Annotated in this window: 10 protein-coding genes and 1 pseudogene; 3 read left to right on the forward strand and 8 right to left on the reverse strand. The window is 72.9% G+C overall.

Annotated features, from left to right (window positions below; all coding sequences use genetic code 11):
- Positions 1-1368 (reverse strand): D-alanyl-D-alanine carboxypeptidase family protein (locus tag SSBG_RS18600; protein WP_078491349.1); only part of this gene is annotated, 1368 nt, incomplete at its 3' end.
- 184 nt (positions 1369-1552) lie between these two features.
- Between SSBG_RS18600 and SSBG_RS18605 the strand changes: the two genes are divergently transcribed.
- Positions 1553-1804, forward strand: a complete 252-nt coding sequence (locus SSBG_RS18605; RefSeq protein WP_008747617.1) for an SCO4848 family membrane protein — start codon at positions 1553-1555, stop codon at positions 1802-1804.
- A 52-nt stretch (positions 1805-1856) separates the two neighbouring features.
- Positions 1857-3248, forward strand: a complete 1392-nt coding sequence (locus SSBG_RS18610; RefSeq protein WP_008747618.1) for a metallophosphoesterase — start codon at positions 1857-1859, stop codon at positions 3246-3248.
- A gap of 97 nt (positions 3249-3345) precedes the next feature.
- On the opposite strand, the pseudogene SSBG_RS18615 reads toward SSBG_RS18610, so the two are convergent.
- The 6 genes and pseudogenes from SSBG_RS18615 to sdhC form a co-directional block, all read right to left on the reverse strand.
- Positions 3346-4557, reverse strand: a pseudogene (locus SSBG_RS18615) (S8 family serine peptidase); the annotation flags it as partial.
- A 946-nt stretch (positions 4558-5503) separates the two neighbouring features.
- Positions 5504-6142 carry a hypothetical protein gene (locus SSBG_RS18625; protein ID WP_008747621.1) on the reverse strand — a complete coding sequence of 213 codons (639 nt, stop codon included), beginning with the start codon at positions 6140-6142 and terminating at the stop codon, positions 5504-5506.
- A gap of 122 nt (positions 6143-6264) precedes the next feature.
- The gene (locus SSBG_RS18630; protein WP_007826249.1) at positions 6265-7026 is read right to left on the reverse strand and encodes a succinate dehydrogenase iron-sulfur subunit; all 762 of its coding nucleotides are present in this window, start codon (positions 7024-7026) and stop codon (positions 6265-6267) included.
- A complete protein-coding gene (gene sdhA, locus SSBG_RS18635; RefSeq protein WP_008747622.1) occupies positions 7026-8780 on the reverse strand; it encodes a succinate dehydrogenase flavoprotein subunit in 1755 nt (584 codons plus the stop codon). The genes SSBG_RS18630 and sdhA overlap by 1 nt, the downstream gene beginning before the upstream one ends.
- A 24-nt stretch (positions 8781-8804) precedes the next feature.
- Complete coding sequence (locus SSBG_RS18640) at positions 8805-9293, reverse strand: succinate dehydrogenase hydrophobic membrane anchor subunit (protein ID WP_008747623.1); 489 nt, start codon at positions 9291-9293, stop codon at positions 8805-8807.
- Positions 9294-9297: 4 nt separating this feature from the next.
- Complete coding sequence (gene sdhC, locus SSBG_RS18645) at positions 9298-9678, reverse strand: succinate dehydrogenase, cytochrome b556 subunit (RefSeq protein WP_008747624.1); 381 nt, start codon at positions 9676-9678, stop codon at positions 9298-9300.
- A gap of 483 nt (positions 9679-10161) precedes the next feature.
- Here sdhC and SSBG_RS18650 point away from each other — a divergent pair, with 483 nt between their 5' ends.
- Complete coding sequence (locus SSBG_RS18650) at positions 10162-11811, forward strand: beta-N-acetylhexosaminidase (RefSeq protein WP_008747625.1); 1650 nt, start codon at positions 10162-10164, stop codon at positions 11809-11811.
- 87 nt (positions 11812-11898) lie between these two features.
- Here SSBG_RS18650 and SSBG_RS33320 read toward each other — a convergent pair.
- A partial coding sequence (locus SSBG_RS33320) for a hypothetical protein (RefSeq protein WP_234010580.1) occupies positions 11899-12123 on the reverse strand: 225 nt, incomplete at its 5' end.

A 12123-nucleotide genomic window follows, 5' to 3' on the forward strand; every position in this document is an offset into this window, starting at 1 on the left:
GGTACCGGCCTCGTCCCGCCCGGGACCGCCCGCGCCGCCCGTACCGCCCGCGCTCGCTGCGCCGCCCGCGCCCGCTACTCCCGCCGCGCCCGCCGGGAGGGGGTGCCTGCGGCGGATCACGAAGACGACGCCCGCGAGGACGACGAGGACGCCGCCGCCCACCGCGAGCGCGGTGCCGAGGCCGCCCGAGCCCGTGCCGGGAGCGGCCGCGCTCGCCGCGCCGCCGCTGCCCTTGCCGCCGGTGGCCTGCTTCGGGGCCGCCGCCTCCTTGCTCGCCCTGGCCTGCTCGGCGGCGACACTGCGCGTGGGGACCAGTTCGCCGACCGGGGTGACCTTGCCGTCGGCGGCGAAACCCCAGTCGAGCAGGCGCCCGGCCTCGCGGTAGACGGCCTGGGTCTCGTCGTAGTCGGGGTGCATGACGGTCACGAGGAGCTTGCGGTCCCCGCGCTGCGCGTACGCGGTGTAGGTCGCGCCCGCGTTGGTCGTGTTGCCGTTCTTGACGCCGGCGATGCCCTGGTACGGCTTGAGGTCGGGGGCGCCGGTGAGGAGGCGGTTGGTGTTCTGGATGCCGAAGTGCTCGCGCGGGCCCTGCCCGGGCCCGGCCTGCCCGTCCACCGGCTTCTTCTCGTCCTTGTCCTTGTCCTTCTTCCTTTTCTTGGCGAACTCGCCGGGGAACTGCGCCTCGGCGGTGGAGCAGTACTCGCGGAAGTCGGCGTTCTGGAGGCCGTCGCGGGCGAAGAGCGTGAGGTCGTACGCGCTGGAGACCTGGCCCTTGGCGTCGTAGCCGTCCGGCGTGACGACGTGCGTGTCGTTCGCCTGGAGCTCGTGCGCCCGCGCCCGCATGTCCTGGACGGTCCGCCCGACGCCGCCGTTCATGGCGGAGAGGACGTGCACGGCGTCGTTGCCCGAGCGCAGGAAGACGCCGAGCCACAGGTCGTGCACCGAGTAGGGCAGGTCCTCCTTGATGCCGACGAGGCTGGAGCCCTCGCCGATCCCGTCGAGGTCCTTGAGCGTGACCTGGTGCACGCGGTCCTTCGGGAACTTCGGCAGCAGGGTGTCCGCGAAGAGCATCTTGAGGGTGCTCGCGGGCGCGAGCCGCCAGTGCGGGTTGCGCGCGGCGAGGATCTCGCCCGATTCGGCGTCGGCGACGACCCAGGAGCGCGCGGTCAGCTTCTTCGGCAGCTTGGGCGCACCGGCCTCCGGCTCGACCTGCGTGCCGGGCAGCGCGAGCCGTTCCCCGCCCGTCGCGGAGGTACGGGCCGGGGGGCGGGGGCTCGCGGAGCCCTCGCCCGAATCTGCCAGGGCGGGGCTCGCGGCCACGGAGAGGGACAGGGCGGCGGCGGCAGCGCAGGCGGTCAGAGAAAGCACCGGTACGCGCTTTTTCGTAGCGGACACGTTCAGGAACGTACCTGTGCTGTCATCGGCGGCAACCGGGGAGGGGGCGGGGGCAGGGGCCGAACGGGGGGTGCGGGCCCGCCCGGCTCGTCCCCCCGCGGGCGTCTTGTCCGCACCCCGGCGCAGGAGGCCGAGGGCCCGGCGCGATACTGGGCCCATGAAGCTCAGCCGCCCGGTCTCCTGGTTCCTGCTCGCGTTCGGGGTGTGGAGCTGGATCATCTGGGTCACTTTCGCCAAAAATCTGTGGAAAGACGGCAGCGGTCTCGCTTTCGACGACGCCGGCGACCCCACCGCCTACTTCTGGGTCCACCTGCTGCTGGCGATCGTCTCCTTCCTTCTGGGGACGGTTGTAGGCGGCATCGGGTTCCGGGGGCTGCGGGCGCTGCGGAAACGTGATCTTCCGGCGTGAGCCGTGTCGCCCGTACGGGAACCACGCGTGGGGGACGGGCCGTTGACGCGGCATGGTGATCCTCTTCGGCGCGGCCCTGCTGCTCGTGCTCGCGCTGCTCGGCCTGGCCCACTGGTACCTGTGGCGCCGCCTCGTCCGCGACACGACGCGCGGCCCGGGACCCGCCCGCACCCTGGGCACGGTCCTCTTCGTCGTCGCCCCCGTCCTCATGCTCGCCGCCTTCGCGGGCTCGCGCGCACTGCCCTTCGGGGTGCTGCGCGTCGTGGCCTGGCCGGGGTACCTGTGGGCGGCGCTCGCGCTCTACCTGCTCCTCGCGGTGGCGCTCGGCGAACTGCTCCGCCCCTTGCTCTTTCGGGTGACGCGCGGGCGGTACGCCCGGGAGGGTGAGACGACGGCGACGGCGACGGCAACGGCGACGGCGTCGGACGGGGCAGGGGCGGACGCGGAGCGCGCCCCGGACCCCGAGCGCGGCGCGGACGCGGCCCCAGGGCCCGGCCCGGCGGAGGCTCCCGGGCCGCGGGGAGCCGTGGCGGCGGAGCCCGTACCCGTGCAGCCCCTGGCGGCGGAGCCCGTACCGGCGGGGGACGCCCGGCCCGGGCCGGAGCGCGCCCGTCCCGCCCCCTCCCGGCGGCTCTTCGTCTCGCGGATCGTCGGCGGGGCGGCGGGCGCGGCGGCGCTCGGCACGGTCGGGGCGGGCGCGTACGGCGTCCTGCGCGGCCCGCGCCTCAAGCACGTGACGATCCCGCTCGCCAAGCTGCCGCGCGCGGCGCACGGCTTCCGCGTCGCGGTCGTCAGCGACATCCACCTCGGCCCGATCCTCGGCCACGCGCACACCCGGCGGATCGTGGACACCATCAACGGCGCCCAGCCGGACGCCATCGCGGTCGTGGGCGACCTCGTGGACGGCTCCGTCGCCCAGCTCGGCCACGCCGCCCAGCCGCTCAGCGACCTGCGGGCCCGGCACGGCGCGTACTTCGTCACCGGGAACCACGAGTACTACTCGGGCGCGGACGAGTGGATCGACGAGGTGCGCGAGCTGGGCCTGCGCCCGCTGGAGAACGCCCGCGTCGAGCTGCCCGGCTTCGACCTCGCGGGCGTCAACGACATCTCCGGTGAGGACCACCACGCCGCCCCCGACTACGACAAGGCGCTCGGCGACCGCGACCCGGCCCGTGCCTCCGTCCTCATGGCGCACCAGCCGGTGATGATCCACGAGGCGGTCGAGCGCGGCGTGGACCTCCAGCTCTCCGGCCACACCCACGGCGGCCAGCTCTTCCCCGGCAACCTCCTGGCCCGCGCCGCCAACCCCACGGTCGCCGGTCTCGACCACTACGGCGACACGACGCTGTACGTGACACGCGGCGCCGGCGCCTGGGGTCCCCCGGTCCGGGTCGGCGCCCCCTCGGACATCACGGTGGTCACCCTCGCGGCCCGGGGCGCGTGAGCCGCCCGGGAGCCCGCCGCGCCGGGCACGCAGTGGCCCCCGGGGCGCGTACCCCGGGGGCCACCAGGTCACAGCACCGCTCCGGAGGTCACGGCACGATGTTCAGGAGCCGGTTCGGGGAGCCGGAGCCCGGGTTGCCGACGACACCGCTCGCCGCGCCCGCGACGAGGGCCGAGGCGACCTGCGCCGGGCTCGCCGAGGTGTGGCCCGCGAGGTAGACGGCCGCCGCGCCCGTGACGTGCGGGGTCGCCATCGAGGTGCCGTTGATGGTGTTGGTCGCGTTGTCGCCCGTGCCCCACGCCGAGGTGATCGAGGAGCCGGGCGCGAACAGGTCCACCACGGAACCGTAGTTGGAGTAGCTGGCCCGCGCGTCCGTGCTCGTCGTCGCGCCGACCGTGAGCGCCTCCGAGACCCGCGCCGGGGACTTCGTCGAGGCGTTCGTGGACTCGTTGCCCGCCGCGACCGCGTACGTCACGCCGGAGGCGATCGAGCGGCGCACGGCCGCGTCGATCGTGGAGTCCGCGCCGCCGCCGAGGCTCATGTTGGCGACGGCCGGCTTCACGGCGTGCGCCGTGACCCAGTCGATGCCCGCCACGACCTGCGCCGTCGTGCCCGAGCCCGCGTTGTTGAGCACGCGGACCCCGACGACCTTGGCCTTCTTCGCCACGCCGTACTTGGTGCCCGCGACGGTCGCGGCGACGTGCGTGCCGTGGCCGTTGCCGTCCTGGGCGGTGTTGTCGTTGTCCACGGCGTCGTAGCCGTACGCGGCCCGGCCGCCGAAGTCCGTGTGCGTGATGCGCACGCCGGTGTCGATGATGTACGCGGTCACGCCCTGGCCCGCCGAGTCCGGGTAGGTGTAACTCCGGTTCAGCGGCAGGTTCTTCTGGTCGATGCGGTCGAGGCCCCAGGAGGGCGGGTTGGCCTGCGTCGCGTCGGCGGTGAAGACGCGGTCCTGGGCGACCTTGGCCACGGCCGGGTCGGCCGCGAGTCTCTTCGCCGCACCCTCGCCGAGGCGCAGCGCGTAGCCGTTGAGGGCCGCCGAGTACGTACGGTCGATGGTCGCGCCGTACTTCTTCGCGAGCGCCTTCCCGGCAGCCGAACCGGCTTGCGGGGCGCTGGACTTGAGTGTCACGACGTAGCTGCCGGAGACCGCGCCGGACACTCCGGCGTTCTCGATCACTCCCTCGGGGGCGGCCGAGGCGGACGGCGCGACGACGGTGCTGAGCGCGAGCGCGGCGACGGCCGCCGCGCTGAGCCCGGCGAGGGTGCGGCGGGTGGTGCGGGGGCGGTGGTCTGTCCGAGATGCCATCGGAAGGGTTCTCCTCGTGGAGGGTGGCGGGGGAGTACGGGCGCGGGCGAAATCATGGTGTGTGCATGACAACGCACGTCCTGACGGTGGCCCGGTACGTGTCGTGCCGGGCCCGCCCGACGGAATACTCCCGACCGCCGCCGCCCGCGCACAAGGGTGTCCCGCCCTGCTTGGCCGGATGTCATGCGACAGCCATTTTGCGGCAACACCGCTACATCCAGGGGTAGTTGGCGGACACGCCGGGCGCTGCCGCAGGCCCGACGACGTGCTTCCCGCCTCGGCGTGCTCGTCCCGCCCGTGCGGCGCGGCCCCGGGACAGGGCGCACGCCGTCCCCGCCGCACCCGTCCCGCCCACCCCTCGCGGGGAACGCGTCACCTGGCTCAAGACCGCCCACGGCGCGCGCCCCGCGCCACCCCTGCCGGCGGCGCTCCCCGAACCGGTCACACACCCGCACCCCCGCCTTCACCGTTACCGCCGGTAAAAACCATGCCCGCCCTCTACTGTGACGGCGCCGACCTGCGGGAACGCGGGCCGCACGAGAGAGAGGGAGCGCGTGGAGCCGCTTTTCATGACCGCCGATCACGGGGTACGGCCCCGGGCCGCCCGCCCCGCCGCAGCCCGGCCCGCTTCGCCCGAAGCCGCCTCCGGCCCCGGCCGGCTCGCCGTCGCCGCGCTCGTGTGCGGGCTGCTCGGCCTCTGCGTCCTGCCGCTGATCGGCGCGCTCCTCGCCCTGGGTCTCGGCTCCGCAAGCACGGGCGCCGCGCGGACCGGGGCGAGGCCGGCGGGCGCGGGATGGCGACGGCGGCGATCGTGCTGGGGATCATCGGCTGCGTGTGCGGCGTGCTCGCCCTCGTGGTGGCCGTCGTCCAGTTCAGCGGCCCGCGCGGCTTCTAAAACCCGGCGCCCGCCCCGGCGCGGGCCCGGCCCCGCCCCGCCGCCCCGCCGCTACACGCTCAGCGAGCGCGCGTAGTTCACCTGCTGCATGACCTGGTGGAAGCTCCACGGGCCGAGCGCGGGGACCATCGTGGAGTGGTGGCGGCCCGCGCTCGTCACGGTCACCTGGATGAAGCCGCTCGTCTTGCGCTCCTTCATGAGCAGGAAGAGCAGGCCGAGGCCGCAGAGCAGGATGCCGAAGATGATCGCGAGGATGATGCCGGTCTGGCTGATCCGCTCCTCGGTGCGGGACATGTCGCTGGCGTTCCACACCGAGCCCTGGAGCGGCATCGTCCCCGCCGGAGTCGTGATCCCCTCCGGCGTGACGAGGATGTCGCCTATCGCGAGGAGCGGCGCGGGCCCGCCGAAGCGCTGCCCCCCGCCCGGCGCCGGGGGCTGTCCCGGGTGCCCGTACCCGGCGGGCGGCTGCTGCGGGTAGCCGTACCCCGCCGGCGGCCGCGGATACCCGTACCCCGCCTGGGCCTGCGGAGAGCCGTACGCGGGCGACGGCCCCCCCTGCGGCGCTCCCCCCGGCCCCTGCGGTCCCGGACCCCCGGGCCGCTGCTGTCCCGATCCCCCCGGCCCGTGCGGCCCCTCCGGCCCCTTCGCGAACGGGTTGCTGTCCTCGGGGCCGGGCGGCGGTGTGGTCATCGGTGGTGTCCCCCATGCGGGTGAGTCGGAGAGGAGCATGGTGACATACGCGGCGGCCACCACCCCCGGCCAGGGGTGGTGGCCTCCGCGTGCGCGAGCCGCGCGGCGTTCCCGCCGGGACCTCAGTAGCGGCGCGTGATGAGCGCCCGCTTGACCTCCTGGATCGCCTTCGTCACCTCGATGCCGCGCGGGCAGGCATCGGTGCAGTTGAAGGTGGTGCGGCAACGCCACACGCCGTCACGGTCGTTGAGGATCTCCAGCCGCTGGCTGCCCGCCTCGTCGCGCGAGTCGAAGATGAAGCGGTGCGCGTTGACGATCGCCGCCGGGCCGAAGTACTGGCCGTCGTTCCAGAACACCGGGCACGAGGACGTGCACGCGGCGCACAGGATGCACTTGGTGGTGTCGTCGAAGCGCTCGCGGTCCTCGGCGCTCTGGAGCCGCTCGCGGGTCGGCTCGTTGCCCGTCGTGACGAGGAACGGCATGACGTCGCGGTACGCCTGGAAGAACGGGTCCATGTCCACCACGAGGTCCTTGAGGACCGTGAGGCCCTTGATGGGCTCGACCGTGATGGGCTTGGCGGGGTTCAGGTCCTTGATGAGCGTCTTGCACGCGAGGCGGTTCTTGCCGTTGATCCGCATCGCGTCCGAGCCGCAGATCCCGTGCGCGCAGGACCGGCGGAACGTCAGGGTGCCGTCCTGCTCCCACTTGATCTTGTGGAGGGCGTCCAGGACGCGCTCCTTGGGGTCCATCGGGAGCTGGAAGTCCTGCCAGACGACATCGGCGGAGACCTCCGGGTTGAACCGGCGGACCCGCACGGTGACCGTGATGAGGTGATCCGAGGCGGCCCCGGCCTCCTCCACCTTGTCCATGATCGCGGTAGTCATCAGTACTTACGCTCCATCGGCTGGTAGCGGGTCTGCACGACCGGCTTGTAGTCGAGGCGGATCGCCTCGGTGCCGTCCGCCGAGACCTCGCGGTACGCCATCGTGTGACGCATGAAGTTGACGTCGTCGCGGGTGGGGAAGTCCTCCCGGTAGTGACCGCCGCGCGACTCCTTGCGGGCGAGCGCCGAGGTCGCCATGACCTCGGCGAGGTCGAGCAGGTTGCCCAGCTCGATCGCTTCGAGGAGGTCGGTGTTGAAGCGGCGGCCCTTGTCCTGGATCGCCACGTTCTTGTACCGGGCGCGCAGCTCGGCGATCTTCTCGACCGCCGTCTTGATGGTCTGCTCGGTGCGGAACACCATCACGTTGGCGTCCATGCACTCCTGGAGCTCGTTGCGCAGCACCGCGACCTTCTCGGTGCCCGTCGAGTTCCGCAGCCGCTCGACCTGCGCGACGACCTGCGTCTCCGGGTCCTCCGGGAGCGGCACGAACTCGTTGGCGTGCGCGTACTCGGCCGCAGCGATGCCCGCCCGGCGCCCGAAGACGTTGATGTCGAGCAGCGAGTTGGTGCCGAGCCGGTTGGCGCCGTGCACGGACACGCAGGCGACCTCGCCGGCCGCGTACAGGCCGGGGACGACCGTCGTGTTGTCGGCGAGGACCTCGCCCTCCACGTTGGTCGGGATGCCGCCCATCGCGTAGTGCGCGGTCGGCTGGATCGGGATCGGGTCCGTGTACGGCTCGATGCCGAGGTACGTACGGGCGAACTCGGTGATGTCCGGGAGCTTCGCGTCGAGCTGCTCGGGCGGCAGGTGCGTGAGGTCCAGGTAGACGTGGTCGCCCTCGGGGCCGCAGCCGCGCCCCTCGCGGATCTCGGTGTAGATCGAGCGCGAGACGACGTCGCGCGAGGCGAGGTCCTTCATGACGGGCGCGTACTTCTCCATGAAGCGCTCACCGTCCTTGTTGCGCAGGATGCCGCCCTCGCCGCGCGCGCCCTCGGTGAGGAGGATGCCCATGCGCCAGATGCCCGTCGGGTGGAACTGGAAGAACTCCATGTCCTCCAGCGGCAGCCCGCGCCGCCACACGGCGGCCTGGCCGTCCCCGGTCAGGGTGTGCGCGTTCGACGTCACCTTGAAGAACTTGCCGGTCCCGCCGGAGGCGTAGATGACCGACTTGGCCTGGAAGACGTGGATCTCGCCCGTCGCCAGCTCGTAGGCCACGACACCGGCCGAGCGCTTGACGCCGTCGACCTCGGTGAGGAGCTGGTCGAGCACGTAGAACTCGTTGAAGAACTCCACGCCCTCCTTGACGCAGTTCTGGTAGAGCGTCTGGAGGATCATGTGACCGGTGCGGTCCGCCGCGTAGCACGAGCGGCGCACGGGCGCCTCGCCGTGGTTGCGGGTGTGCCCGCCGAAGCGGCGCTGGTCGATCGTGCCGTCCGGGGTGCGGTTGAACGGCAGGCCCATCTTCTCCAGGTCGAGGACCGAGTCGATGGCCTCCTTCGCGAGGATCTCGGCGGCGTCCTGGTCGACCAGGTAGTCACCGCCCTTGATCGTGTCGAAGGTGTGCCACTCCCAGTTGTCCTCCTCGACGTTGGCGAGGGCGGCGGCCATGCCGCCCTGCGCCGCGCCGGTGTGGGAGCGCGTGGGGTAGAGCTTGGTCAGCACCGCGGTACGGCTGCGCTTGGTCGCCTCGATGGCGGCGCGCATCCCCGCGCCACCGGCGCCGACGATGACGGTGTCGTACTTGTGGATCTTCAGCTTCATGATTCTCGTGGCCCCGGTCTAACGGATGTTCGGGTCGAAGGTGAAGATCACCAGCGTGCCCAGCAGGACGGTGAAGAGGGTCGCCGCCCACAGCAGGCCCTTGAGCCACATGCGGGTCGCGGGGCGCTCGGCGTAGTCGTTGATGACCGTGCGCAGGCCGTTGGCGCCGTGCAGCATCGCGAGCCAGAGCATCAGCAGGTCCCAGCCCTGCCAGAACGGCGAGGCCCAGCGGCCCGCGACGAACGCGAAGCCGATCTTCTGCACGCCGCCGTCCAGGAAGAGCTGGATGAGCAGGTGCCCGAGGACGAGGACGACCAGCACGATGCCCGACAGGCGCATGAACAGCCAGGCGGCCAGTTCGAAGTTGCGCTGCGGGTTCTTCTTCGTCTTCTTCGTGCGCTGCCGGGGCGGCTCGATGACCGGCGCCGGATGGTCGGCGTCGTAGAGCGAGGCGCCCTCGACGGGGCCGATCGCGGAAGAGGCCGCGGAGGAGGTCTCGGTGGACATCGCGTCAGCTCCCGAACAGTTGACGTGCGGCGTGGCCGAGGACGGAGTACAGCGAGCCGAGCATCAGCACGACCCACACCACGAGGACCGTCCAGAGCATCTTCTTCTGGTGGCGGGGGCCCTGCGACCAGAAGTCGACGGCGATGATGCGCAGGCCGTTGAGCGCGTGGAAGAGGATCGCGGCGACGAGGCCGTACTCCAGCAGCGCGACGACCGGATTCTTGTAAGTGGCAACGACGTCGTCGTACGCCTCGGGGGAGACACGCACGAGCGCGGTGTCCAGGACGTGTACGAACAGGAAGAAGAAAATGAGGACGCCGGTGACTCGATGAGCCACCCAGGACCACATTCCTTCCCGGCCGCGGTACAGCGTTCCAGCCGGCACGGAAGAACCCTCCGGGGAAAGGATTGGGAGCCTGCCGCGATCCATTCCTGTCGACGGTCGGCCCGGCCGGGTACGGTCCACCGGCCCCGGCCATCGTAGTCACGGGCGCGGGTGTGCCCCGCACGGGGGCAGGTGGTGTGATCAAACTGGCACGTACGGGCGAAGGAGTCGGCCAAAAGGGTGCGTTCGGCCGCCCGATGGGCGTCCGATCAGGGCGGATGCCTGCCGTTTTGCCTGCCGCGCGGCCCCGCGCCCGCCCGCTCGTGACGCCCGTTCGGCTCCCCGGGAACGGCTGTGCGCGCGCCGGGCCGCGCGTGTCGGGACCGGCGGCACGGCGCGGGAGCGGCCCGCCGCGGCCTCCGGGCAGGCCCCGGGCGTCATCCGAACGAGGGGCGGCGCCGCACGCGTGACACTGTGTCGGCCGAGGCGGGAAGGCATCCCGTACGGCAGTACAGCGCACCCGAGCAGCGAGGACGTGACCCCGTGGCCGAGCACCGCCGCCAGGACCCCCAGGACCCGGGCGCAGGGCGCCGCCGCCGCGCCGCCTGGGCCTCGGGCGCGGCCCTCGTCGTCGCGGCGGCCGTCGCGCTCGGCCTCACGGTGTGGCCGGGCGGCGACCACGGCGGCGGCAAGGACGGCGGTACGGGCGCGGCGAGCCGCACCGGGGCGCCCACCGACTCGCCGACGCCCGCCGCCTCCTACCCCGTCTCGAAGCCCCCGCGCACGATCCCCTCGGTGCGCGATTTCGACGCGGCGCGCGGCCCCGGCTGGAAGCCCGCGAAGTCCGCGCGGGTCCTCGCCGGGGACGAGGGGCTCACCGACGAGGCGAAGCTGCTCGCGGGCGAACTCGGCATGAGGTACGGGGGCGGGGCGGAGCCGCGGCGCGGGGACGTGTGGCTCGGGCTCGACAAGGACGCCGAGGGCGGCGAGGAGGCGTACACGCTGCGCGTCGCGGGCGGCCAGGCGCGGATCACCTCGGCCGGGCGGGACGGGGTGTGGTGGGGCACCCGTACGCTCCGGCAGGCCGTGCGCGCGGACGGCTCGGCGCCCGAGGGGACCGTGAGCGACCGGCCGGCGAAGCCGCAGCGCGGGTTCATGGTCGACATCGCCCGCAAGTGGTACGACGAGGACTGGATCAAGGCGCGCATCGCGGAGGTGTCCGACCTCAAGTACAACCAGTTCGGCCTGCACTTCTCCGACGACCAGGCGTTCCGCGTCGAGTCCTCCTCGCACCCCGAGATCGTCTCGGCGCAGTACCTCACGAAGGAGCAGGTCCGCTCGATCGTCTCGTACGCGGCGGCCCGGCACGTCACCGTCGTCCCCGAGATCGACTCGCCGGGCCATCTCGGCACCGTCATCAAGGCGCACCCGGGCCTCCAGCTCAGGGACGCGGCGGGCAAGCCCGTCCAGGGCGCGGTGGACATCGGGAACCCGGAGGCGGCCCGGATCGTCGACGACCTCAGCAAGGAGTACGCGAGCCTCTTCCCGGGCCGCTGGTGGCACCTCGGCGCCGACGAGTACCAGGCTCTCGTCCGCTCCGACCCCGAGGCGTCCTTCCCGAAGCTGGCCGCGCTCGCCCGGCAGAGGTACGGGGCGAAGGGCCGCGTCCAGGACCTCGCCCAGGCGTGGCTGAACGACCGCGCGAAGACCGTGCGCGAGGCGCGCGAGGGGCGGATCGCGCGGGCCTGGAACGACGGCTTCTTCGCCGAGGGGCAGGTCGTGGCCGACCGCGCGGTCGAGGTCGCCTACTGGACGGGCAAGGAGATCGGCGCCCGCCCGCCCACCGCCTACCTCGCCGAGGGCCGCCGGGTCCTCAACTACAACGACGAGTTCCTCTACTACGTGCTCGGCCAGCCCAACACCTTTAAATACCCGACCGGTGAGCGCATCTACGAGTCCTGGACCCCGCGCGTGCTGCGCGGCACGAGCGCCGTCCCCGCCTCCTACGACCACCTCATCGAGGGCGGCGGCTTCGCGGTCTGGGGCGACTTCCCGAACGCCCAGACGCAGGACCAGGTCGCGACGGGCATCCGGATGCCGCTGCGCGCCCTGGCCGAGAAGCTGTGGCCGCGGGCGGAGAAGCCGGCGCGGAGCTGGACGGACTTCCAGGCGCTCTCGCGGGCGATCGGCTGAGCGGCACGGCGGCCGGGAGACCCTGGCGGGGAGAGCCCGGCCGCGCGTCCCCGGCCGCCCGATGCCGCCCGCGCCCGGGGGCGGCGCTCAGCAGTCGCTCAGCGGTGTCACCTCCGTCTCCTCGTCGATCCGCAGCGGCGCGGCGCGGCGCGTGAACCGGTAGCACTGCTCCACGCCGCGGCCGTCCTCGCCCTCGCCCCGTACGCGCAGCACGGCGACGGCACGCTCCGCCCCGCGCTCCGCGCCGCGCACCTCGAAGCTTTGCCGGAGATCCCGGTACGGGTGAGCCGGGCGACCGGGAGGCGGGTGAGG

The sequence above is a fragment of the Streptomyces sp. SPB074 genome, from assembly GCF_000154905.1.
In the GTDB taxonomy this organism is placed as follows: domain Bacteria; phylum Actinomycetota; class Actinomycetes; order Streptomycetales; family Streptomycetaceae; genus Streptomyces.

Bases quoted from the DNA above. Each gene is read 5' to 3' on its own strand.
- SSBG_RS18605 (WP_008747617.1), top strand. From the start codon at position 1,553: ATGAAGCTCAGCCGCCCGGTCTCCTGGTTCCTGCTCGCGTTCGGGGTG.
- SSBG_RS18610 (WP_008747618.1), top strand. From the start codon at position 1,857: ATGGTGATCCTCTTCGGCGCGGCCCTGCTGCTCGTGCTCGCGCTGCTC.
- SSBG_RS18625 (WP_008747621.1), bottom strand. From the start codon at position 6,142: ATGACCACACCGCCGCCCGGCCCCGAGGACAGCAACCCGTTCGCGAAG.
- SSBG_RS18630 (WP_007826249.1), bottom strand. From the start codon at position 7,026: ATGACTACCGCGATCATGGACAAGGTGGAGGAGGCCGGGGCCGCCTCG.
- SSBG_RS18640 (WP_008747623.1), bottom strand. From the start codon at position 9,293: ATGTCCACCGAGACCTCCTCCGCGGCCTCTTCCGCGATCGGCCCCGTC.